Annotated in this window: 26 protein-coding genes; 14 read left to right on the top strand and 12 right to left on the bottom strand. The window is 67.3% G+C overall.

The genetic code is table 11. The features are described from left to right. Positions 1 to 6: 6 nt before the first annotated feature. Entirely contained in the window at positions 7 to 246 is a 240-nt protein-coding gene (locus WC597_RS11960; RefSeq protein WP_372693522.1) for a hypothetical protein, read from the bottom strand. A 488-nt stretch (positions 247 to 734) separates the two neighbouring features. Here WC597_RS11960 and WC597_RS11955 point away from each other — a divergent pair, with 488 nt between their 5' ends. Together WC597_RS11955 and WC597_RS11950 are read left to right on the top strand one after the other, a co-directional pair. Continuing rightward, on the top strand, positions 735 to 1,775 hold the full coding sequence (locus WC597_RS11955; protein ID WP_372693521.1) for a DNA adenine methylase: 1,041 nt from the start codon (positions 735 to 737) through the stop codon (positions 1,773 to 1,775). Positions 1,776 to 1,837: 62 nt separating this feature from the next. Next, positions 1,838 to 2,155 carry a hypothetical protein gene (locus WC597_RS11950; RefSeq protein WP_372693520.1) on the top strand — a complete coding sequence of 106 codons (318 nt, stop codon included), beginning with the start codon at positions 1,838 to 1,840 and terminating at the stop codon, positions 2,153 to 2,155. A gap of 7 nt (positions 2,156 to 2,162) precedes the next feature. Here WC597_RS11950 and WC597_RS11945 read toward each other — a convergent pair whose 3' ends face one another. The 7 genes from WC597_RS11945 to WC597_RS11915 all read right to left on the bottom strand — a co-directional run bounded on the left by WC597_RS11945 (position 2,163) and on the right by WC597_RS11915 (position 7,730). After that, a complete protein-coding gene (locus WC597_RS11945) occupies positions 2,163 to 2,804 on the bottom strand; it encodes a ribonuclease HII (protein WP_372693519.1) in 642 nt (213 codons plus the stop codon). Next, complete coding sequence (locus WC597_RS11940; protein ID WP_372693518.1) at positions 2,797 to 3,396, bottom strand: DNA-3-methyladenine glycosylase I; 600 nt, start codon at positions 3,394 to 3,396, stop codon at positions 2,797 to 2,799. The genes WC597_RS11945 and WC597_RS11940 overlap by 8 nt, the downstream gene beginning before the upstream one ends. Before the next feature lie 479 nt (positions 3,397 to 3,875). Continuing rightward, complete coding sequence (locus WC597_RS11935; RefSeq protein ID WP_372693517.1) at positions 3,876 to 4,634, bottom strand: 3-oxoacyl-ACP reductase; 759 nt, start codon at positions 4,632 to 4,634, stop codon at positions 3,876 to 3,878. Positions 4,635 to 4,641: 7 nt separating this feature from the next. After that, a complete protein-coding gene (locus WC597_RS11930; protein ID WP_372693516.1) occupies positions 4,642 to 5,445 on the bottom strand; it encodes a folate-binding protein YgfZ in 804 nt (267 codons plus the stop codon). Positions 5,446 to 5,495: 50 nt separating this feature from the next. Next, entirely contained in the window at positions 5,496 to 6,884 is a 1,389-nt protein-coding gene (locus WC597_RS11925) for a response regulator (RefSeq protein WP_372693515.1), read from the bottom strand. A 67-nt stretch (positions 6,885 to 6,951) separates the two neighbouring features. After that, on the bottom strand, positions 6,952 to 7,518 hold the full coding sequence (locus WC597_RS11920) for a hypothetical protein (RefSeq protein WP_372693514.1): 567 nt from the start codon (positions 7,516 to 7,518) through the stop codon (positions 6,952 to 6,954). Further along, positions 7,515 to 7,730, bottom strand: a complete 216-nt coding sequence (locus WC597_RS11915) for a hypothetical protein (RefSeq protein WP_372693513.1) — start codon at positions 7,728 to 7,730, stop codon at positions 7,515 to 7,517. The genes WC597_RS11920 and WC597_RS11915 overlap by 4 nt, the downstream gene beginning before the upstream one ends. A gap of 86 nt (positions 7,731 to 7,816) precedes the next feature. Here WC597_RS11915 and WC597_RS11910 point away from each other — a divergent pair, with 86 nt between their 5' ends. From WC597_RS11910 to WC597_RS11900, 3 genes are all read left to right on the top strand, one after another. Next, complete coding sequence (locus WC597_RS11910; protein ID WP_372693512.1) at positions 7,817 to 8,782, top strand: glycosyltransferase family 9 protein; 966 nt, start codon at positions 7,817 to 7,819, stop codon at positions 8,780 to 8,782. Positions 8,783 to 9,004: 222 nt separating this feature from the next. Continuing rightward, positions 9,005 to 10,336, top strand: a complete 1,332-nt coding sequence (locus WC597_RS11905; protein ID WP_372693511.1) for a dihydroorotase — start codon at positions 9,005 to 9,007, stop codon at positions 10,334 to 10,336. Positions 10,337 to 10,478: 142 nt separating this feature from the next. Next, the gene (locus WC597_RS11900) at positions 10,479 to 11,225 is read left to right on the top strand and encodes a prephenate dehydrogenase/arogenate dehydrogenase family protein (protein ID WP_372693510.1); all 747 of its coding nucleotides are present in this window, start codon (positions 10,479 to 10,481) and stop codon (positions 11,223 to 11,225) included. Positions 11,226 to 11,235: 10 nt separating this feature from the next. Here the strand turns inward: WC597_RS11900 and WC597_RS11895 are convergent, their stop codons facing one another. The 3 genes from WC597_RS11895 to erpA form a co-directional block, all read right to left on the bottom strand. After that, positions 11,236 to 11,844, bottom strand: a complete 609-nt coding sequence (locus WC597_RS11895) for an ankyrin repeat domain-containing protein (RefSeq protein WP_372693509.1) — start codon at positions 11,842 to 11,844, stop codon at positions 11,236 to 11,238. Positions 11,845 to 11,940: 96 nt separating this feature from the next. Next, positions 11,941 to 12,861: an alpha/beta hydrolase gene (locus WC597_RS11890; RefSeq protein WP_372693508.1), complete on the bottom strand. Its 921-nt coding sequence runs from the start codon at positions 12,859 to 12,861 to the stop codon at positions 11,941 to 11,943. An 83-nt stretch (positions 12,862 to 12,944) separates the two neighbouring features. After that, positions 12,945 to 13,262, bottom strand: coding sequence for an iron-sulfur cluster insertion protein ErpA (gene erpA / locus WC597_RS11885; RefSeq protein WP_372693532.1), 318 nt, complete (start codon positions 13,260 to 13,262; stop codon positions 12,945 to 12,947). A 131-nt stretch (positions 13,263 to 13,393) separates the two neighbouring features. On the opposite strand from erpA, the gene WC597_RS11880 reads away from it, so the two are divergent. The 6 genes from WC597_RS11880 to WC597_RS11855 all read left to right on the top strand — a co-directional run bounded on the left by WC597_RS11880 (position 13,394) and on the right by WC597_RS11855 (position 19,831). Then, the gene (locus WC597_RS11880) at positions 13,394 to 14,584 is read left to right on the top strand and encodes a deoxyguanosinetriphosphate triphosphohydrolase (RefSeq protein ID WP_372693507.1); all 1,191 of its coding nucleotides are present in this window, start codon (positions 13,394 to 13,396) and stop codon (positions 14,582 to 14,584) included. A gap of 77 nt (positions 14,585 to 14,661) precedes the next feature. Beyond that, complete coding sequence (locus WC597_RS11875; RefSeq protein WP_372693506.1) at positions 14,662 to 15,435, top strand: SPOR domain-containing protein; 774 nt, start codon at positions 14,662 to 14,664, stop codon at positions 15,433 to 15,435. Beyond that, a complete protein-coding gene (nagZ, locus tag WC597_RS11870; protein WP_372693505.1) occupies positions 15,432 to 16,481 on the top strand; it encodes a beta-N-acetylhexosaminidase in 1,050 nt (349 codons plus the stop codon). The genes WC597_RS11875 and nagZ overlap by 4 nt, the downstream gene beginning before the upstream one ends. A 53-nt stretch (positions 16,482 to 16,534) precedes the next feature. Continuing rightward, positions 16,535 to 17,356, top strand: a complete 822-nt coding sequence (locus tag WC597_RS11865) for a ScpA family protein (protein WP_372693504.1) — start codon at positions 16,535 to 16,537, stop codon at positions 17,354 to 17,356. A gap of 147 nt (positions 17,357 to 17,503) precedes the next feature. Continuing rightward, positions 17,504 to 18,175, top strand: coding sequence for an SMC-Scp complex subunit ScpB (scpB, locus tag WC597_RS11860; protein WP_372693503.1), 672 nt, complete (start codon positions 17,504 to 17,506; stop codon positions 18,173 to 18,175). A gap of 117 nt (positions 18,176 to 18,292) precedes the next feature. Further along, complete coding sequence (locus WC597_RS11855) at positions 18,293 to 19,831, top strand: ATP-binding protein (RefSeq protein WP_372693531.1); 1,539 nt, start codon at positions 18,293 to 18,295, stop codon at positions 19,829 to 19,831. Here the strand turns inward: WC597_RS11855 and ispH are convergent. After that, positions 19,828 to 20,799, bottom strand: a complete 972-nt coding sequence (gene ispH, locus WC597_RS11850) for a 4-hydroxy-3-methylbut-2-enyl diphosphate reductase (RefSeq protein WP_372693502.1) — start codon at positions 20,797 to 20,799, stop codon at positions 19,828 to 19,830. The genes WC597_RS11855 and ispH overlap by 4 nt on opposite strands. Before the next feature lie 163 nt (positions 20,800 to 20,962). Between ispH and WC597_RS11845 the strand changes: the two genes are divergently transcribed. The 3 genes from WC597_RS11845 to WC597_RS11835 are packed head-to-tail and all read left to right on the top strand — an operon-like array spanning position 20,963 to position 22,484. Then, on the top strand, positions 20,963 to 21,406 hold the full coding sequence (locus WC597_RS11845) for an AtpZ/AtpI family protein (protein ID WP_372693501.1): 444 nt from the start codon (positions 20,963 to 20,965) through the stop codon (positions 21,404 to 21,406). 5 nt (positions 21,407 to 21,411) lie between these two features. Further along, positions 21,412 to 22,203 carry a F0F1 ATP synthase subunit A gene (locus tag WC597_RS11840; RefSeq protein ID WP_372693500.1) on the top strand — a complete coding sequence of 264 codons (792 nt, stop codon included), beginning with the start codon at positions 21,412 to 21,414 and terminating at the stop codon, positions 22,201 to 22,203. A gap of 56 nt (positions 22,204 to 22,259) precedes the next feature. After that, entirely contained in the window at positions 22,260 to 22,484 is a 225-nt protein-coding gene (locus tag WC597_RS11835) for a F0F1 ATP synthase subunit C (RefSeq protein ID WP_372693499.1), read from the top strand. Positions 22,485 to 22,523: the final 39 nt, after the last annotated feature.

Raw genomic sequence — 22,523 nt, 5'->3', positions numbered from 1 at the left:
ATCAGCTCATCGCCTATAAGCGGACCTGCCGAAATCAGGCGGCGCGATCTTCACGCCGGACAACCTGATTGCCCCAATACCGATCACGGGCTGCAGACCACTGAAACGAAGCTCGAACCAAAACGGGTCGCCCCACAGGGAATCGCTCCCGTCCGTCATACCACCCAGCACGACCAGCCCGCTCTCTTCCTGATCAGCGACCACCACCTGCCAGCGCATCGTCACATCGCCGACAGATACGATCACGCCGGTCCATTCCTCAGTCGGCAGGAAGTGGACAGTGTAGAAGCCCTCCGGTCCCCTGAAGGCTAGTCGGAAGGCTGCGGGAACGGTCCTCATTAGCCCAGGTTTAAGCTGGCGACAGATGTCCGCAATGGATCGGAAACCGCCTTAGCCTCTTGGCCGAAAAGCAGATCTTTTAGGCCTGTCTGAATGTCGTGTTTCCGGCGTGCCAGCAATGTCTGCTCCTGGCGCAAAGCAGCCAGGACAAAGCTGGACCGACCGCCGATACGGTTCAGCGCGCCAAGCGCACCTTTCACTTACACAGAACCTTACACATCCTAGTAGTGTGTGATAGAAACATGATGAGTATCAATATCTTGGTACTGGCGTGTGTGACTTAAAATCTGCCGGACGAAAGTCCTTGCCGGTTCAAGCCCGGCCGCCCGCACCAACTGGACCTCTCCCTGTCGCGCGCGAAGCGGCTATGGTGGGCGGATGAGTCGCGCCGCGTCATGATCAAATACATCGGCTCCAAGCGCGCCCTGCTGGGCCATGTGACGGGCGCCGTCGCCGGCGTCCTGCCCCAGGGCGGACGGGTCTGCGATCTGTTTTCGGGCACGGCGCGGGTCGGTCATGCGCTGAAGAAGCAAGGGTTTCAGGTCTGGTCGAACGACTACAACGCCTATGCCCACGCCCTGGCGACTGCCTATGTCCAGGCGGATCGGGAACGGTGGATCGACCGGGTCGAGACGGTGCTGGCCGAGTTGCGGACGGTGACGCCGCAGGCGGGATGGTTCACCCAGGCCTTTTGCCAGGACGCCCGCTATTTCCACCCCGACAACGGCGCCCGCATCGACGCCATGCGCGACCGGATCGAGGCCATGGGGCTGGAGCCCGAGCTGAAGGCCATCGTGCTGGTCAGCCTGATGGAAGCGGCGGACCGGGTGGATTCCACCGCCGGGGTCCAGATGGCCTATATGAAGCAATGGGCGCCCAGGGCGCTGAAGACGCTGGAGCTGCGGACGCCGGACATGGTTGCGGCGGTGGACGGCGGGCCGTGCCGGGCGACGCAGGGCGATGCGATCGAGATCGCCGAACAGGTCGAGGCCGACCTCGTCTATCTGGACCCGCCCTATAACCAGCATTCCTATCTGGCCAACTACCACTGCTGGGAGAGCCTGGTGCTGTGGGACCGGCCCGAGACCTATGGGATCGCCAACAAGCGGGTGGACGTCAGGACGCGCAAGAGCGCCTTCAACAGCCGGCCCGGCATCGGGCCGGCGCTGCGAAGCGTGATCGAACGGGTCAAGGCGCCGAACCTGATCGTCAGCTTCAACGACGAGGGCTATCTGAGCCGGGCCGAACTGGTCGAGATGCTGTCGGCGCGGGGCCATGTTCAGGTGCTGGAAGTGGCGCACCCGCGTTACGTCGGCGCCCGGATCGGCATCCACAATCCCAAGGGCGAGAAGGTCGGGACGGTGGGGCGGCTGAGGAACGTCGAACATCTGTTCGTGGTCACGGATCGGCCGGTCGAACTGCCTGTGGCCGCATAAGCGCAGCGAAAACAACAGTCGCAAGTTGCGGAACGCGAATCGCGGCGTGTCGTTGTGGGACTATGCAACCGCGCCCGCACACCTATCCGACCACCGATCGCACCGAGGATTACCGCATCCGTCCGGCGGCGGAACCGCGTTCGTGGGCGCCGCGTGTCGTCGAGGGCGACTGGGGCTGGGACGCGCCGGCCGCCGAAGCACGGCCGACTTTCACCCACAACGCCGCCCGCTACAGCCGCCCGACCCAGGCGACGCAGGCGGTCGAGCACGTCGATCTGGAACCCGAGCTGAGCCCGCCGCCGCGCTGGATGATGGCGCTGGCCGGCGCCGCCGTCGCCGCCCTGATGGGCGCGCTGCTGGGCGGCTTCATGCACATCTGAAGCGGCGTCAGGCGTCCTGAAGCAGGGCCTTGATCGGCGACCAGCTGCGCCGGTGGGCGGGGCAAGGCCCCAATGTTTTCAAAGCGTTCTGGTGGATCGGCGCGTTATAGCCCTTGTGGCTGGCGAAGCCGTAGCCGGGATATTGGGCGTCAAGATCGATCATCAGTCGATCCCGCGCCGTCTTGGCCAGGATCGACGCCGCCGCGATGGACAGCGACAGGCCGTCGCCGCCGACCACGGTCTGGATCTCGCACGGCAGTTTGAAGCGATAGTTGCCATCGACCAGGGCGGCGACAGGTTGGGCCTGAAGCGCCTCGATGGCGCGGCACATGGCCAGGCCGGTGGCGTGCAGGATGTTCAGGTCCTCGATCTCCTCCACCGAGGCGAAGCCGACACCCCAGGCGATGGCGCGCGCCTTGATCTCGGGCTCCAGAGCGGCGCGGCGCTTTTCCGTCAGGGCCTTGGAATCGTCGATGCCGGGCGGCAGGTCGTCGGGGTTCAGGATGACCGCCGCCGCCGAGACGGGGCCGGCCCAGGGACCACGACCCGCCTCGTCCACGCCGCAGACGGGGCCGTTGACGCGCTGGATCAGCGCCGTCTCCAGGGCGAGGGTCGGGAAGGTCTCGGGTTTTGAGGGGGCTTTAGCCATGCGCGGCCATCGCACGAACCTGCTTGTGACGGAAGCAGGTCGTCTGGTGATCGTTGACCATGCCGACGGCCTGCATGAAGGCATAGACGATCACCGGGCCGCAGAAGTTGAAGCCGCGCTTCTTCAGGGCCTTGGCCATGGCGACGGACTGTTCGGTCTGGGTCGGGGCCTGGCGGAAGTCGGCGTGGGTCGTCTGGATCGGTTCGCCGTCGACGAAGGACCAGAGCCAGGCGGAGAAGTCCTCGCCGTTTTCGCGCATCTCCAGCCAGATCTGGGCGCCCCGGATGGCCGCGTTGATCTTGGCGCGCGAGCGGATGATGCGGGGGTCGTTGAGCAGGCGCTGGATGTCGTCCTCGCCATAGCGGGCGACGATCTCAGGGTCGAAGCCGTCGAAGGCGTCGCGGATGCCTTCGCGTTTGCGCAGGATGGTGATCCAGGCGAGACCGGCCTGGAAGCCGTCGAGGACCAGCTTCTCCCACAGGGCGCGCGGGTCGCGTTCCGGCACGCCCCATTCCGCATCATGATAGGCGATGTAAAGCGGGTCGGTGGTGCCGCACCAGCCGCAGCGGCCGTCTGCGTGTGAGTCGGTCATGGCGGGAGGTTGCCAGTGTGTTCTGGTGAGGGGAAGGGCGGGATTTGAGACTCAGGCGGCGGAAAAACACCGTCTGAATAGTCTAAATTGTCTGAAATGGGTGGTGGGGCGAAATTGCACTGCACCTGCGAAAACAGTGCAAAGTGCAAGAAAGTGCAATTCGGGTCGATTGTGAGAGAGGTCCGATGCGGTCGAGTTTTGCGTCCTCCCTGTCGAAACCGCGCATTGTACAGGCGTTTGGATCAGTGGTCGGACGATTGACGCTGGTGGTGGGTAAGGCTCTGAAATCTGGACGAATGTACTGAGCGAATACGATGGAGAGCGTCTCCTTCCCATGAAATGGGGAGGGGGACCGCGAAGCGGTGGAGGGGCTCTTGAAGTCCCACAGGCGCTAGTGATGCGGTTAAGAACCCCTCCGTCACGGCGCGAAGGCGCGCCGCGCCACCTCCCCACGGAGTGGGGAGGAGACGGTCGTCATTTCAGTCCCGCACCAATCCGCCGTCCACCACCAGGTTCTGGCCCGTCACCGCGCGGCTCCAAGGCGAGGCGAAGAAGAGGACGGCGTCGGCGAATTCTTGGGGGGTGGTGACGCTGCGGAGCGGCGTCATGCCGGCGATGAAGTCGAACACGGCCTCGGGCGTGGCGGCGCTGGCGTCGGTGGTGCGCAGCAGGCCGCCCGAGACCATGTTGACCGTGACGCCGTCGGGGCCGAGGTCGCCGGCGGCGGTGCGGGTCAGGGATAGCAGCGCAGCCTTGGCGGCGGTGTAGTCGTGGTAGGGCACGACCGGGTTCTGGAACAGGTTGGTGCCGATGTTGACGACGCGGCCGAACCGGGCCGCCGCCATGCCGGGGGCGGTCGCCTGGATGGTGTTGAGGGCGCCGTGGACTACGGTCGAGAACTGGGCCGCCAGTTCGTCCCAGCCGATGGCGGTCATCCGGGATCGGGCGTCGCCGTTGAAGCTGTAGTCCAGGGCGTTGTTGACCACTGTGGTGACGGGGGCGCCGAAATGGGCCTGGGCGGAGGTGACCATGGCGTCCACGGCGGCGCGGTCGGTCACGTCGGCCTGGAGCGCGACGGCGCGGTCGCCGATCTCGGCGGCCAGGGCGGTCGCGGCCTCGCCGCTGGCGCGCCAGTTGATGATCACGCGGGCGCCTTCGTTGGCGAAGGCGCGGATGCACGCCGCCCCGACGCCGCGTGCGCCGCCGGTGACGAGGACGATCTGGTCGGCGATCTTCATGGGGGACTCACGCGTTGGAGGAGGGGAGCACGTCCTCGCCCATCCAGGCGGGTTTGCGCAAGCGCACAGGGCGGCCGTCCACGGTCAGGGCGCCGTCGATGCGGTCGATCCGCAGCAGGGCCATGACGGAACCGTTGCGACCGGACAGCACCTCGCCCGCGCGCAGTTCGCCCTTCAGCACCTCGGCGCCGAAGGCGGGGGGCGGACCGTCGAAGTCGAGCGGCAGCATCCGGTTCTTGATCGTTCCCCGGCGCTTCATGCGCGAGGTCGTCTCCTGGCCGACGAAACAGCCCTTCTGAAAGTCGATGCCGTTCAGCAGGTCGTAGTCGGCCTCGATCGGATAGGTCTTGTCCTGGGGGGCGTCGGCGGTCGGATCTGGCAGGCCGATGGACAGGCGGTGGGCATGGTAGTCGGCCTCGCTGGCGTCGGGGGTCGCATCGCCATAGAAGCGGCCGCCCATCAGCGGGGTGCGCGGGTCGGGGATGAAGCCAGCGACGACCTCCGGCCAGGCGGCGAAGACGGCGCGGTCGTCGGCGGCGACGACGACCTTAGCGCGGAGCTTGTACATCGACAGCCGCTGCAACAGGGCGTCGCGGCGCTCAGTCGCGACATCGAGCAGGACGCCGTCCGCCTGGCCCAGGATGAACAGGTCGAACAGCAGCCGGCCGGGCGGCGACAACAGCGCGCCGAAGCGCAGTTCGCCTTCCGCCAGCGTCTCCACGTCCTGCGTCAGCAGATTGTGCAGGAAGGGTTTCGCGTCCTCGCCCGTAACGGAGATCAGGGCGCGGCTGTCGAGACGGGCGATGGGCATGGCGCCAAGATAGGGCGCGGACGGCGGGTCCAGAAGACGCCGCGCTGAATTTAGGCGACGGCGGCGGCTTCGGGATCGAACAGGGGGTCGAAGTTGCGCCAGTCGCTGGCGCCCCAGGCCGTGACGCGGGTGACCAGATCGACGATGTTCATCGGCTTGGCGATGCAGTCGTCCATGCCGGCCTCTTCGTACTGGATCAGCTGTTCCGGCAGGGTGTTGGCGGTCAGAGCCAGAATGGGCGTGCGGCCGACCAGACCCGGCAGGGCGCGGATGGCGCGGGTGGCATCGACGCCGTCCATGACCGGCATCTGGATGTCCATCAGGATCACGTCCCAGTCGCCGTCGCGGGCGGCCTCGACCCCTTGCGCGCCGTCGTCGGCGGTGGAGCATACGATGCCCTGGGCGGACATAACGGCCATGACCAGGGCGCGGTTGCTGTCGTGATCGTCGACATAGAGGACGCGCAGGGCGGCGGCGTCTTCATTGGCAGGCGCGGGTTCTTCGATGACTGTATCGGGCGTCGGCAGGGGAATGACGTTGTCGGCCGACAGGTCGATCATGTCGTTGACCACGGACAAAAGACGTTGGCCCGCGCCGTTGATCCGGGCGGCGTGGTCGGCGTGTTCCTGGGCCAGGCCGGCCTTGGACAGCAGGTCCGAGAAGCCGATGACCGAATTCAGCGGCGTGCGCAGTTCGTGCGACATGTCGGTCAGGAACTTCTGACGCGCCTCGGCCATGGCGGTCTTCTGTTCGGCGGCGACGCGGGCCTGTTCGGCCTCGACCCGTTCGGTCACGTCGATCTCGTTCAGCATGACGCCCAGCTGGCCCGTGACGGGATCGATGACCGGGCGGATGTCGAGGTGGTGCCAGCGCAGGCCCTCGCGGGTGATGATCTCGCAGACGTCCGAGGACAGGTCGCCGGACAGGGCCGCCGCCAGCATGGGCTGGGCGCGCTCGGGTTCCGCGAACCGGGCCTCGAAGGGGTGGGTGGTCGAGCCATAGGCCGCGAAGGCCGCCGGGTTTGAGAACAGCGGCCGACCTTCGCTGTCGAACAGGGAGATCAGGGTGGAGGTGTGCCGCAGGGCCTCGACCGCGCGACGCTCTTCGCTCTCGACCTCGATGGAGGCGGCCTCGAACAGCAGGACCGGCGTGCCGTCGTCCAGCCAATGGGTGGAGATGATCGCCGTCACCGTCAGCGGCCGGCCGTTCGGATAGAAGGTCCAGTGTTCGGACAGGGTCTCGCCGTTCGCCGTCTCGCGCGCCAGTCGTTCTGTGCGGGCCAGGACGGCGGGGGACATCTGGCTGAAGTCGCGGGCCAGGAGGGCGTCGAGGCTGTCGGAGCCCCACAGATCCAGGGCGGCGGCGTTCGCATAGACGCCTCGCATGGCGGACGGATCGAACATCCAGATCGGGCGTCGAAGCGCGTCCCAGGCCTGCATTTCCGGCGTGTCTCTCAAAGCGGCGGCGTTACGGATTTCAGAATAGCGGCAAGGACTTAAGCTTCGGCTAAGCCTTGGGATCATCCTGGGTTGTGACGGCGTATCGCGCCACGACGCCGTCGGGCTCGAAATCGTGTCCGGCCAGCTTATCGAGCGAGCGCAGGACGCGGGCCAGGAAGGCGGAGGGGTCGCCGTCTTCGACCGCCGGGCGCAGCCAGTCGGTGACGACGGCGCGGGCCGGATATGTCCCGACCGGGCCGGGAATGCTGAGGGCGACCTGGATGCCCTCGGCGATCCAGCCGGCGACGGTCATGAAAAAGTCGGGCGAGGCCAGGAAGTCGGAGCGCCGCAGGACATAGAGGGTGATGATCCCGTCCTCGACCCCGTCGGGGCGGACGATGACGCCGCTGTGGTCCGGCCGCCAGTCGTCCGACAGTTCGACCACGCGCCACAGGCAGAACCAGATGCGGCAGGTGTTCGGCCGGATCGCGTGGACGGAACAGCCCGCGCCGTCGACGCAATAGGCGCACAGCTCGCCGGTCGGCTTGGCCAGCTTCGGCAGGTCCAGCGGAATGACCCGGCAGCATTCGACGCAACCGCCGCAGGTCCGGCCGGGGAGGAGGGGAAGGCTCACCCCAATGAGCGTTCGAGCTGGGCGATGCGGCGGTCCATGTCGGCGACGACGGTTTCGAGCCGGGCCTTTTCGGACGCCATGTCGATGGGCGTGCCGTCTTCGTAGGAAATGGTCGCGCCCTTGGCGATCAGGTCCAGCCGATAGATGGCCGTGACGCGCTGGGCCTTGAAGCGTTCGAGGGCGGCGGCTGCAGGGTCGGGGGACTGGCTCATGCGCGTCGCTGTAACGCAGGACGCCTGCCTGTGGAAACCTGCGTTTGGCGCTGAACCCCCGATAGAATCCCTGTATCCGTCAACGGATGATCGGGCGGTTTCCCATCCTGTATATCGCCGAGGCGGACGCCGAGGACGCCGTGCTGTCCTCGGGCGTGCTGGCGCATCTCGTCGAGAGCCTGCCGCATGCGACCTTCACCATCGTCGGATCGGCCGCCAGCGCGCCGCTGTTCGCCGATACGCCGCGCCTGACCAGGCTGATCGTGCTGGAGCGCGAAGGCCATTTTGAATGGATCGCCCTGTGGAACCAGGTGCGCGGGACCAAATGGGGGCTGGTCGTGGACATGCGCGGCTCGGACCTGTCGGGCAAGCTGAGGCGGCAGAAGCGGGCGGTGCGGGGCAAGGATGCGCCCGGCCTTCATGCGGTCGAGGCGGCGGCGGCGGTGCTGAAGCTTGAGCCGGAGGAGATTCCGGCGCCGAAGCTGTATGTGTCGGACGAGACGCTGAGCCAGGTTCAGGCGCTGATCCCCACAACCGGCGGTGACGGGCCGATCCTGGTGGTCGGGCCGGGCGTGGAATGGATGGGCAAACGCTGGCCCGCCGAACGCTACGCCAAGGTGGCGGCCAAGCTGCTGTCTGACGACGGGCCGTTGGCGGGCGGGCGGCTGATGATCGTGGGCGAGGAGATTGACCGCGAGGCGGCGCATACCATCCGCTACGCCGTGCCGCGCGCGCGGGTGATCGAACTGCAAGGCAAGCTGACTCGGCTTCAGACAGTTGCGGCCTTGTCGAAGTCGGTGCTGTACGTCGGGGCGGACTCGATCTGGACCCAGTTGGCCGTGGCCTCGGGCGCGCCGGTGGTGGCGGTGTTCGGGCCGTCGGACGAGGCCGTGCGCGGGCCGTGGAAGGGCGAGGCCGTGCGGGGGCCGCGCACCTATGAAGAGTTCAGGAAACTGGATCCGCGCCTGAACCAGGCGATCCAGCATATGATGGACCTGCCGTGGGAACGGGTGCTGAAGGCGTCGATGCGGATGTTGAAGGCGCGTGGCTGAACCCGATCTCCCTCCCCGGCCGGGGAGGGTGGACGCGAAGCGGCCGGGTGGGGGCGGCCGGCGATCCTGCGAAGGCCCTGTGCCGTATTGCCTTGCCCTCCCCACCCGGTCTCGCCTGCGGCTCGACCCCCCTCCCCGATCGGGGAGGGAGAAGCTTTAGCCGCTTTCGCGAAGGACGCTGCATCCGCTAGAACCTCGGAAACATTCGCAGGAGCCCGCCCCATGACCCAGACCTATGACCTGATTGTCCGTGGCGGCGAGGTGGCGAACCATGCGGGGCGCGGCATGGCCGACGTCGGGGTGATCGACGGCAAGATCGCCTTTATCGGCGACCTGTCGCAGGCCTCGACCGGCGAAACCTTCGACGCCACGGGCCTGACGGTCCTGCCCGGCGTGATCGACACCCAGGTCCATTTCCGCGAGCCGGGGCTGGAGTGGAAGGAGGATCTGGAGACCGGATCGCGCGCGGCGGCCCTGGGCGGCGTCGTCGCCGTGTTCGAGATGCCGAACACCAATCCCAACACCACCGACCCGGACACCATGGCCGACAAGCTGGTGCGGGCGAAGGACCGGATGTGGACCGACCACGCCTTCTACGTCGGGGGCACGCACGAGAATGCGGACTATCTGGGCGAGCTGGAGCGGCTGCCCGGCTGCTGCGGGGTCAAGGTCTTCATGGGCGCCTCGACCGGCGATCTGCTGATCGCCGACGACGAGGGGGTGCGAAAGGTCCTGTCGAACGTGCGTCGCCGCGCAACCTTCCACTCCGAGGACGAATACCGCCTGGTCGAGCGGCGCGGCCTGGCCCGCACCGGCGACTGGACCAGCCACCCCGAGGTCCGCGACGCCGAGAGCGCTATTCGTTCGACGCGGCGTCTGGTCGGGCTGGCCCAGGAGACCGGCGCGCGCATCCACGTGCTGCACGTCACGACGAAAGACGAGATGGAATATCTGCGCTTCCACAAGGATGTCGCCACCGTCGAGATCACGCCCCAGCACCTGACCCTGGTCGCGCCCGAGGCCTATGAGCGGCTGGGCAGCTACGCCCAGATGAACCCGCCGATCCGGTCGCAGGAGCATGTGGATGCGTTGTGGCTGTGGGGCATGCAGCAGGGCGTGGCGGACGTGCTGGGGTCCGACCACGCGCCGCATACAAAAGAGGAGAAGGCCAAGCCCTATCCGGCCTCGCCGTCGGGCATGCCGGGGGTGCAGACGCTGGTGCCGCTGATGCTGACGCATGTCGCCAATGGGCGGTTGAGCCTGGAGCGGTTCATCGACCTGACCTCGGCCGGAGCGCAGCGGGTGTTCGGCACGGCCAACAAGGGGCGAATGGCCGTCAGCTATGACGCCGACCTGACCATCGTCGACCTGAAGGTCAAGAAGACGATCACGCATGACCAGCAGGCGACGCGCTGTGGCTGGACCCCGTTCGACGGCGTCGAGGCGACCGGCTGGCCGATGGCGACCATCGTGCGCGGCCGGGTGGTGATGAAGGACGGCGAACTGATCGGATCGGCGCACGGGCGGCCGGTGCGGTTCATGGAGACGCTGTGAGGGGCCACATGAAATCCGTCACCCTCGGGCTTGTCCCGAGGGCCTACCGTTCCGCGCGTGAGGCAAGCGACGCGGACGCGCCGTCGTGTCTGCGGTGCGGCTCGTGGGGCATCCAACGTAGGCCCTCGGGACAAGCCCGAGGGTGACGGGAAAGAGGGAAAAGCTCGGCCTGATCGGCTTCGGCGCCTTCGGGCGGCTGACGGCGCGGCATCTGTCGGCCTGGTTCGACATCCTGGCCCATGATCCGGCGGCGACGCCTGGAGTCGGGGACGGCGAGGGCGTCGCGACCCTGACCGACCTGGCGACCGCCGCCGCCTGTCCCACGGTGGTGCTGGCCGTGCCGGTCGAGGCGCTGGAGGCGACGCTGATCGCCATCCGCCCGCATCTGGCGCCTGATGCCCTGGTCATCGACGTGGGATCGGTGAAGGTGAAGCCGGCGCAGGCGATGGACGCCCTGCTGCCGCCCGGCGTGCGGGTCGTCGGCACCCACCCGCTGTTCGGCCCGCAGAGCGGCAAGGACGGCATCGCGGGCCTGCGCATCGCCGTTTGCGAGGTGCGCGGCGGAAAGGACGCCCGCCGCGTCGCCGCCTTCTGCCGCCGGGCGCTGGGGCTGAAGGTCTTTTCAGTCAGTCCCGAGGATCATGACCGCGAGGCCGCCACGGTCCAGGGCCTGACCCATCTGATCGCCCGCGTCCTGATGGCGATGGAGCCCCTGCCGACGCGCATGACCACCGCCAGCTTCGACCGGCTGATGCAGGCCGTCGACATGGTCCGCCACGACAGCCCCGCCGTCTTCCGCGCCATCGAACGCGACAACCCGTTCGCGGCAGAGGTGCGGGAGCGGTTCTTCGCCTTGGCGGATCAGGCGCGGGGGACGGCGGGGGAGTAGGCTGCTCGATCTAGCTTTTCGCGCCTTGCGCGATGAGAAAGGCGGCGACCTCACGGTGGTGATTGCGGCGTGCCTGGTTCAAGGGGGACCGCAACTCGGTGCCGCCTGACACAAGCTCGGCCCGAACGGCGAGATTGACGTCCGCGCCCCTGGCGACCAAATGGCGAACCGTCTCCAGATGCCCCTCACGCGCCGCATTGATCAGAGGCGTCTCGTCATCCGCGACGATGCCGTTCACATCGGCGCCCTTTGTGATCAGGTAATCGACTACTTCCGTGCGGCCATGTGCGGCGGCCGCGATCAGCGGATTGCCGTCGCCGGCGACAGGCTTGTTAACGTCGGCGTCCTGCTCCAGCAGCAGTCGGACCATGGCGATGTCGCCCTGAGCAGCGGCGACGATCAGGGGCGTGCCGTCGCCAAGGCGGGCATGATCGACGTCCGCGCCTCTGGCGATGAAGACGCGCGCGGCCTCGGTCTCGCGATTGCGCGCCGCATCCACGAGCCAACCGCCCGCCGCCGTCTGAGCTGAGGCGTTGATCGCAAGACCGCCGGCGACCGTCATCAGCATCGCGGCGCCGATGCGAGGCGCCCAGACGGACATGGATTTCGACTGCATCATTGTGGGCTCCCCGGATCAGAGCTTCAGCATGACAGACTGCGCGCCGACGTCAGTTTAAAGTTTTGTCATCCGTCCCGCAGACGCATGACGACGGCTTTAACGCCTCCCGTTCGCCCGAATGAACGCTCCCACATCCTCCGCCACGCCCGGCGCGAGCGGCAGCGCCGGGTCGGCGTAGGTCGCCATATTGGCGGCGCGGTCGGCGGGGGCCGTCTTGAGGAGGTGGTTGACGCCGTCCCAGAGTTTCAGCGTCGCCTTGGGGTCGGCGGCGGCCAAGGCTTGGGCGTCCGTGACGCCGATCTGGAGGTCGGTGGTTCCCTGGCCGATGAAGACCGGGCCGTCGTAGGCGGCGAGCAGGGCGGCGGGGTCCAGCGGCAGCCACGAGATCAGATAGGGCTGGACCGAGGGGCGGAACAGGGCCGCCAGCGCAGGCGGCGTGTCGGAAACGGTGCGGCCGGCCTCAAGCTGAGTCAGCACGTCGAAAGCCTGGGTCTTCATCGGCTCGGGCAGGGTCGCCAGCTGTTCGCGCAGCACCGCGCCCGCTGGGCGGCCGGCGCCAGATAGCAGGATCAGGCCGCAAATCTTGTCGTCCTTTTCGACCGCCTTCAGGGCGACCAGGGCGCCTTCACTGTGGCCGATCAGCCAGGCGCAGGGCAGGCCCGCGCGCGCGGCGGCCTCCGTCGCCCAGGCGCGGGCGTCGGCGGCATAGGCGTCGAAGCGCAGATCGGCCTCGGCGGGACCGGCGGCGGCGCTGGCGGCGATGCCGCGCTTGTCGATGCGGACGGTGGCGATGCCCTGTTCCGCCAGACCCTCGGCCAGCAGGCGATAGGTCGAGGCCGAGACGCCCATCGGGCTGTTCCCATCCCTATCCGTCGGGCCGGAGCCGGGCAGGATGACGGCGACGGCCGTGGACGCGTCGGGCGCCAGCAGGGTTCCGTGAAGCGGCGCAGGCCGTGACGGCAGGGCGATCTCGGTCGAGACCGGGCCGGCGAGCAGGGCGAGGGCGAGGCTGAGCATAGGGGGTCTCCGCAAGACGGTCGGATAGCGTGACTATCCCATCATGCAGCGCAGGCTCCGGCCCGCAAGGCCGGACTCAGGCGTCAGATCGAGAAGCTGACGCCGCAGCCGCAGCTGGAGGCGGCGTTGGGATTGCGGACGACGAACTGGGCGCCGGCCAGTTCGTCGACGTAGGCGATCTCGGAGTTCTTCAGGAAGGGGACCGAGACGGGGTCGATCAGGGCGGCCTGGCCGTCGGCCTGGATGCGCAGATCGTCGTTCTCGGCCGTTTCGACCAGTTCGAACCGATACTGGAAGCCCGAACAGCCGCCGCCATCGACCGCGACACGCAGCATCAGCGTCTTGCCCTCGGCCGCGCCCAGTTTGGCCAGGCGTTTGGCGGCGCTGGCGGCCAGGACGATGCCCTCCGGCGCACGCGAGGCGACGCTGAAGGCGGGTGTGGATGGTTCTGTGGATTGGACGGTGCTCACGGCTGTCTATATGAGGCGCGCAGGGGCTTTCGCAAAGGCCCGCATGCTTCAAAGTTGATCACTTGAGCCAGACAGACCTCGCGACATACGCCGAACGGGCGAACTTGACCCTGGGCCGCCGCGTGCCCGAGCCGGCCAGCCGGACCCGCACGGCCTTTGCGCGCGACCGCGACCGGATCATCCATGCGACGGCGTTTAGGCGGCTAAAGGAGAAGACCCAGGTCTTCGTGGCGCACGAGGGCGATCATTACCGCACCCGCCTGACCCATTCGCTGGAGGTGGCGCAGATCGCGCGGTCGCTGGCCCATGCGTTGAGGCTGGACGATGATCTGGCCGAGACCATCGCCCTGGCGCACGACCTGGGCCATCCGCCTTTCGCCCACGCGGGTGAGGACGAGCTGGTGGTGCAGATGGCCGGGCATGGCGGTTTCGACCACAACGTCCAGAGCTTCCGCGTCGTGACCGAGCTGGAGAACCGCTATCCGCAGTTCGATGGGCTAAATCTGAGCTGGGAGACGGTCGAGGGGGTCATCAAGCACAATGGCCCGGTGTCGCACCGGCTGGACGAACCGGCCTGGTCGGTGGTGCGGCCGTATGCAGCAGGCGGCGAGGCGGGGTGGGATCTGCGTCTCGGCACCTTCGCGTCGCTGGAGGCGCAATGCGCGGCCGTTGCCGACGACATCGCCTATAACAACCACGACGTGGACGACGGGGTGCAGGCGGGACTGATCACGCTGCAGGACCTGGATCAGGTGCCGCTGATCGGGCCGATGCTGGCGCAGGTGCGTCGCGACTATCAGGGCATCGACGACCGGATGCTGAGGATCGAGGCCGTGCGGCGGATGATCGGCGTCATGGTCGAGGACGTGCTGGCCGAGACAGCGCGGCGGCTGGAAGACGACCGGATCGTCACGACCGAGGACGTGCGCACGGCGAAACGAACGATGGTGGATTTCTCGTCAGAGATGCACGCCGATCTGGCGGTGCTGAGGAAGTTCCTGTTCGAGCGGATGTATCGCCACTACCGGGTCAACCGCACGCGCAGCCAGGCGCGGCGGGTGCTGTCGCAACTGTTCGAGCTGTTCATGGCCGAGCCGGAGGTGATGCCGCCGGAATGGAGCGAGCCGGCGATGACCCAGGACCGGACGCGGCGGGCGCGGGCGGTCTGCGACTATATCGCAGGGATGACCGACCGTTACGCCATAGAAGTGCACCAGAAACTGTTCAGCCTCGACCTCGCCCTCGATCTGTGATTCGAAAGATGCACGCGGGGGCGTAGAGTGAAGGTTCGGCGCGCCGATTCGCGGCCGACAGACGGCGGAGTGCGACCATGTCCTTTGACGACGACAACAAGCCAGGCCGGGGCGCCTATACGCCCCCGACCGACGACGACCTGCCGTTCCGTCGCAATTCCTATGACCCGCGCAATGGCCGCAATGTCGGTTCGGGCGGAGGCAAGGCGCCGCCGGTCACCCTGATCATCAGCGCGGTGGTGCTGTTGTTGCTGATCGTCGCCGTGATCTTCTTCTATCGCTCGGGGATGCGCGCCTCGACCGACGCGCCGCCCGCCGTGGGCCAGCCCGTCGGCGAGATGAAGACCGCCCCGCCCGTGGACGCCCAGCCGATCGATCCGGCCGCCGGCGTGCGCGTCTATCGCGATGAGGGCGAGACGACCGACGCCCCCGTGACCTTCACCCCGCCGCCCGAGACGCCCCAGCCGCGTCCGGCCGCGCCGCCGACCGCCGCCCCGACCGGCCAGGGTCTGCCGCCCGTGACGGCCGCGACCCCCGCCGCGCCGACGCCGCGTCCGACGACCGCGCCGCCTGTCGCCGCTCCGGCGACCAAGGCTCCGGCCGCTGCGGGCGGTTCGGCCTCGGTGCAGATCGGCGCCTTCTCCTCGACCGAGATTGCCGATCGCGAATACGCCGCCGTCGCCGGCCGGTTCGGCTCGTTCGCCTCGGGCGCCGAAAAGCGCGTGACCGAAGTGACCTCGTCCAGCGGTTCGACGCTGTACCGCACGGCCTTCTCGGGCCTGTCGCGCGAGCGGGCGGTCGCCTTCTGCAATGCGCTGAAGGCCGCCGGGCGGGACTGCATCGTTCGGTGACATCGGCCGCGATCTACGGCTGCGCCGGTCATCGGCTGACGGAGGACGAACGTGCCTTCTTCGCCGAGGCGCGGCCGTGGGGCTTCATCCTGTTCCGGCGCAACATCGACACGCCGGAGCAGGTGCGGGCGCTGACCGACGCGCTGCGGGCCGCCATCGGAGACCCCGAGGCGCCGATCCTGATCGATCAGGAGGGCGGCCGCGTTCAGCGGATGGGGCCGCCGCACTGGCCCAAATATCCGCCGGGGAAGGCCTATCTGAAGGCGGCCAACGATCTGGCGCAGGCGCGTGAGCTGGCGCGGCTGGGCGCGCGACTGATGGCGCACGACCTGCGCGAGGTGGGCGTCAACGTGGACCTGCTGCCGGTGCTGGACGTGCCTGTGCCCGGCGCCCACGACATCGTCGGCGACCGCGCCTATGGCCCCGATCCGCAGACCGTGACCCTGCTGGGGCGGGCGGCGGCGGAAGGGTTGCTGGCAGGCGGGGTGCTGCCCTGCATCAAACATATGCCCGGCCATGGCCGTGCCTTCGCCGACAGCCACAAGGACCTGCCGATGGTCCACGCCAATTTCGAGACGCTGGACGGCTGGGACTTCGCGCCGTTCAAGGCGATGTCAGACATGCCGCTGGCGATGACGGCGCATATCGTCTTCACCGCCGTGGACCGGAAACGGCCGGCGACCCAGTCGAAAAAGGCCGTTAAGATGATGCGCGAGCATCTGGGCTTCTCAGGCCTGATCATGACCGACGACCTGTCGATGCAGGCGCTGAGCGGATCGCTGGGCGAACGGGCGCATCTGTCGCTGAAGGCTGGGTGCGACGTAGTTCTGCATTGCAACGGCGATATGGCCGAGATGCAAGCCGTGGCCGAGGCGACCGGCAGGCTGAAGGGCAGGCCGAAGGCGCGGGCCGAGGCGGCGATGGCGCGGATCGTTCGCGCTCCCGAGCCGCTCGACCCCGTCGCGGCCCATGCGCGGTTCTTCGAGGCCATCGGCGGTCGGCTGGATGTCGCCAAGGGACCGGACGTGGGGGAGGCGCAGGCATGAGTCGCCTAGACTGTACCGGCCTCAAGCCGCGCGAAGCGCGGTAGGCCAAGGAAATGTCCGAAGCGTTTCAGCCCAATCTGGACTTCACGGCCGTCGCCGAGGTCGAGGATCGCGAGGCGTTCGTTGTCGATCTGGACGGTTATGAGGGGCCGCTGCATGTGCTGTTGGCGCTGGCGCGGAACCAGAAGGTCGATCTGCTGAAGCTGTCGATCACCCAGTTGGCGGAACAGTATCTCGCCTTCGTGCACGAGGCGCGGCGACGCAACTTCGCCTTGGCGGCGGACTACCTCGTGATGGCGTCTTGGCTGGCCTATCTGAAGTCGCGGCTGCTGCTGCCGCGCACCGAGAAGGACAAGGGGGAAGAGCCGCCTGCCGAGGAGATGGCCGCCGCCCTGGCGTTCCGGTTGCAGAAGCTGGAGGCGATGCGCCGCTCGGTCGAGCAGCTGATGGCCCGGCCGCAGTTGAAGCGCGACGTCTTCACGCGCGGCGACCCCGAGGCGACGGTGATCACACCCTCCGACCGGATCGACGCCAGCCTGTACGAACTGATGAGCGCCTATGTGACCCAGCGTCGGCGCGAGGGCGCGCGGCAGTATTCTCCCGGCCAGCGGGTCGAGGCCTTTCCGTTGGAGGCGGCGCGCGACTGGCTGCGCGAGATCATGCCGAAACTGGCCGACTGGACCCCGCTGGACCAGGTGGCGCCGCATCGCGAGGGCGAGGAAGGCCCCAGCCAGGCCAGCTTTACGGCCTCGACCCTGTCGGCCAGTCTGGAGCTGGTGAAGGAGGGGGCGATGGACATTCGACAGACGCAGGCGTTCGCCGAGCTGTTCCTGAAACGGCGCGGGCAGGGCCAGCCGCTGGAACTGATGGGGTGATGGCTTCACTTTCCGCTCATCCCCGCGAAAGCGGGGACCTAGTGATTTGGGCGCAAAGGTCTGTCATTCCTTCGCCGATGGATGGCCAACGCATTGCCGAGCGACAGGACTGGGTCCCCGCTTTCGCGGGGATGAGCGAATATTTCTATGTCTGACCTCGCCTTCCAACCCGACGAAGCCGAAATCGAGCGGCGGGTCGAGGCCCTGTTGTTCGCGGCCGCCGGGCCGCTGACGGCCGCCGAGATCGCCGCGCGGCTGCCCGAGAACTGCAACGTCGCGCGCGCCATATCGGGCCTGCGCGCCCGTTACGAGGGCCGAGGGGTGGAGCTGGAGTGCGTCGCCGACCGCTGGCGGTTCCGAACCGCGCCGGACCTGGCCTTCATGATGACGCAGGAGCGCGAGGAGCCGCGGCGCCTGTCCAAGGCCGCGCTGGAGACCCTGGCTATCATCGCCTACCACCAGCCTGTCACCCGCGCCGAGATCGAGAGCGTGCGGGGGGTGACCATCTCCAAGGGGACGCTGGACCTGTTGCTGGAGATGGGTTTCGTGCGGTTGCGGGGGCGCAGGCGCACGCCGGGGCGGCCCGTCACCTATGCGACCACGGATCGGTTCCTTGAGCATTTCGGCCTGGCGACCTTGTATGATTTGCCGGGCGTGCAGGAGATGAAGGCGGCGGGCCTCTTGGACCTGTCGCTGCCGGTCGGGTTCGAGGTGCCGGACCCCAGCCGCGCCTCCGAGGCCGACGACGAGGACGGCAGTCTGCCCCTCGACGACGATGCCCCCGAGTTCGCTCAAGATTTTGTCGGTGCGACACGCTGACGTTACGTCACGTTCACGCAGTCTTAGTCAGCGCCCTCTAAGCGAGACGATATGAGTGGCGTGACATCGAAAACGGGTTGGCGGGCGTGGAGCACGTTCAGGATCGCGGTGATCCTGATGTTGGCGTCCATCATCGGCATGGCGGGCGTTCTGGGCACGGTCAGCCAGGGCATCGATGCGCACCAGGCGCGCAAGGAAGAGGCGTTGGTCAAGCTGCGCCTGACGCGCGCACTGGAAATCATCGGCGACAACCTGACCACGGCCTCGGTCTGGGACGAGGCGGTCGATCATATGACGACCGGCGATGTGGCCTGGTACGACCGCACCTTGGGCTCGTTCTACGCTGCGCAGCACAAGCACGAATTCACGCTTGGCTATGACGCCAGCGGCCGGCTGTTCCGCATCAGCACGCAAGGGTCGCCAGAGAGCTTCGAAGCCGGCGATCCGTTCGCCAGGGCGGCCCGGCGTCTGGTCGATCGGTTGCGCGCCGAGGCGGCGGGGCGTGATCGTTCGCTGACAGCGGACGCCGCCGTTCGTCTGAAGGCGGGCTTCGTGCAGGTGGGCGACGCCGTCTATGTGCTGGGCGCGTCCACAGTCGTGCGTCACACCACGATGGGGCCGACGCCGGCGTCCGATCCGGTGGTGGCGTCGTTCAAGCCTTTCCTGGGTGAATTGGACCTGTTGCGGACGCGACTGGCGCTGGACCGCATCCATTTCCAGCCCGGCGACGCTGAGCCGCCCCAGGGCATGATCGGCGTGGATGTGCGTGAGGCTGGGGGCGGATTGTTGGGCCGCGTCGTCTGGGCGCCGGAACGACCGGGCTATCAGATTCTGACCCAGGCAGGACCGCTGTTGGTGGTGCTGTTCGTGGTGCTGATCATCGGCACGGCGTCTCTGCTGTGGAACACGACCGCCGATGTGGGCCGCCTGAAGGCGTCCGAGGTCGCCCTGTCGGCGGCGCTTGAGCGGGCCGAGGCGGCGAACCAGGCCAAGACCCGCTTCCTGTCGAACGTCAGTCACGAACTGCGCACGCCCCTGAACGGCGTCCTGGGCATGGCCGAGGTGATCGGCGCCGATATGGTGACGCCGCAGCAGCGCGACCGGCTGGAAATCCTGAAGGCGTCGGGGCGTCAGCAACTGAGGCTGATCGAAGAACTGCTGGACGTGGTGCGGTTGCGCGACGGGGCGGTGACGCTGGAGAGCCGGCCGTTCCGGCCTGACAATCTGCTGCGGCGTGTGGCCAATGATTTCAGCGGCGCGGCCCATGCCAAGGGCTTGAAGATCGACGTCGAGGCCGTCGAGGGCGAATGGCTGGGCGATCCGGTCCATGTCGAAAAACTGATGGCGGCGCTGAGCGACAACGCCGTGCGCTTCACTCGGACGGGCCAGGTCATCCTGAGGGCCGTCGCCGGCGATCAACTGGTGCTGGAGGTCGAAGATACCGGCCCCGGCATGGAACCGGCCGAGGCGGCGCGCCTGTTCGAGGCCTTCACCCAAGGTGACGAGAGCAACACCCGCACCGCCGACGGCCTGGGCCTGGGCCTGACGGCGGCGCATGGCCTGGCTGCGCTGATGGGCGGCAAGATCGAGGTCGTGACCGCGCCCGGCGTCGGCAGCACCTTCCGTGTCGCCCTGCCGCTGGAAGCCGTAGCCTAGGCCGTCAGCAGGCGCGGCAGTTTGAAGGTCACGGTCTCGCGGGCGCCGCCATCCTCGGTCACCGTGGCGTCGAAACGGGCGCGGATGGCGTCGACCAGGGCCTCGATCAGCGGTTCGGGCGCGGAGGCCCCGGCGGTGACGCCGACCGTCTGGACCCCTTCGAACCAGGACCAGTCCACCTGGGACGCATCGTCCACCAGATAGGCGGCTCCGGCCCCGGCTCGCATCGCCACCTCGACCAGCCGGACCGAGTTGGACGAGTTCTTGGACCCGACCACCAGCACCAGCTCGCAGCCTTCGCCCAGCACCTTGACCGCGTCCTGGCGGTTGGTGGTGGCGTAGCAGATGTCTTCCTTGTGCGGGTCGGGCAGTTCGGGGAAGCGGCGCTTCAAGACCTTCAGAATGCCGGCCGTGTCGTCGACCGAAAGGGTGGTCTGGGTCGCATAGGCCAGGGGGGCGTCGCCGGGGCGCTCGAACGATTCGGCGTCGGCCTCGGTCTCGACCAGGCTGATGGCGCCCTGCGGCAACTGGCCCAGGGTGCCGATCACCTCGGGGTGGCCCGCATGGCCGATCAGGATGATGTGTTTGCCGGCGGCGTGGTGGCGCTCGGCCTCGACATGGACCTTGGACACCAGGGGGCAGGTGGCGTCCAGAAACACCAGCTCGCGCGCCCGGGCGGTGGCGGGCACCGACTTGGGCACGCCGTGGGCCGAGAAGACGACCGGCCGGTCGTCCGGGCATTCGTCCAGTTCCTTGACGAAGACCGCGCCCATGGCCTTCAGCCGCTCGACGACGTGGCGGTTGTGAACGATCTCATGGCGCACATAGACGGGGGCGCCGAACTTCTCGATGGCGCGCTCGACGATCTGGATCGCCCGGTCCACCCCGGCGCAGAAGCCGCGCGGCGTCGCCAGCCGAACCGAAATCGGGCGAAGCGGAGCGGCGGGGGGAGGAACATGCGCATTCATGACCGTGAACCTAGTCGTTTGCGGCGCTGATCGCCATCTGACCCGTGTCGCGAGGGGCGGGATTCTGTCGTTGCGAACAGCGGCGCATCGTCACGGCTTGTCCACAGGTGGCGAAAGTCTAGGCTCTACAACGGTTTAGAGCGTGATCACGACGCCTTGACCTATGGGCCGCTCACGATTAGTTTCCGCGCCGAATTCAGACCCGTTCGGACGTCGTTCGGCGTTGAGCATTTCAGGCATGTCCCCAATGACGGAATCGCGCGAAGAGGCGATCAAACGCCTCAACGAAAGCGCATCCTCGCTGGAGACGCGCACCGCTCAGCAGGAGCATGCGCATCTGGCCGCCCAGAAGGTGACCAGTGAGGCCTACAAGATCATCGCCGATCTGATCGGCGGCGTTCTGGTGGGGCTGGGGTTGGGTTTTCTTGCGGATCGGTTCCTTGGAACCACCCCGTGGGGCATCATCTGCGGAATCCTTTTGGGCTTCGCACTATCGATTTACATGGCGCGTCGCACAGCTAACCGGCTGATGGCGCAGGCGAAGGCGGCGGGGATCGAGGCGAAGCCTATCCCGTTCGAGGAAGCCGACGAAGACGAGGACCGATAAGGCCCATGGCCGATCCGATTCAACAGTTTACAGTCACGCCCCTTCAGGGCCTGGACTTCGGCACGGTCAACCTGCCGCTCGTCGGCGAGACCAGCCTTGCCTTCACCAATTCGCATATGGCGATGACGATCGCCTTCGTGCTGGTCGTCGGCTTCCTGACCCTGGTCACGTCGAACGCAAAGATCGTTCCTGGCCGCCTTCAGGCGACGGGCGAACAATTGTTCGGTTTGATCGACGGGGTTACCGACTCGATCATCGGTCATGAGGGTCGCAAATATTTCCCGTTCATCCTGACCATCTTCATGCTGGTCCTAGGCATGAACCTGTTGGGTCTGTTCCTGACCTTCACGGCGACGTCCCAACTGGCGGTCACCGCGACCTTCGCCCTGATCACCATACTGCTGGTCATCGGCATCGGCTTCGCCAAGCATGGCTTGGGCTTCTTCAAGTTGTTCGCCCCGTCGGGCATTCCGCTGGCGGTCATGTTCTTGGTCGTGCCGATTGAGTTCGTCTCGTTCCTGCTGCGCCCGATCACCCTGGCCCTTCGCCTGTTCGGCAACATGCTGGGCGGCCACATCGCGCTGAAGATTTTCGCTGGCTTCGTCGTGTCTATGGGCGGCCTCGCCGCCGCCGGTGGTCTGGGCCTGCTGGGCCTGCCGGTCGCCGCCCTATCTCTGGGCATGGTGGTCGGATTGACTGCGCTGGAGTTCCTCGTGGCCTTCCTTCAGGCCTTCGTTTTCGCCGTTCTGGCCAGCATCTATCTCAACGATGTGGTCAACCTGGGTCATGGCCACTAAGGCCGCGACCCAGTCCTGAAAAACCAACCAACCTAAAGACGGAATAGGAAATCATCATGGAAGCTGAATCCTTCAAATACTTCGGTATCGGCCTAGCCACCCTGGGCATGCTCGGCTCGGCCATCGGCGTGGGCAACATCTTCGGCAACTTCCTGGCGGGCGCCCTGCGCAATCCTTCGGCTGCCGCCGGCCAAGTCGGCAACCTGTTCGTCGGCGCCGCTCTGGTCGAAGCCCTGGGCATCCTGTCCTTCGTTCTGGGTATCCTGGCCTGGTTGGGCTGATCGCCTGATACTGCTACCGGCGGCGGCGCGGCCTGATGG

It is taken from the genome of Brevundimonas sp. (assembly GCF_041648115.1).
Lineage (GTDB): Bacteria > Pseudomonadota > Alphaproteobacteria > Caulobacterales > Caulobacteraceae > Brevundimonas.
Note: the sequence above shows the minus strand (reverse complement) of the source record. Positions and strands in the feature narration are given on the sequence as shown.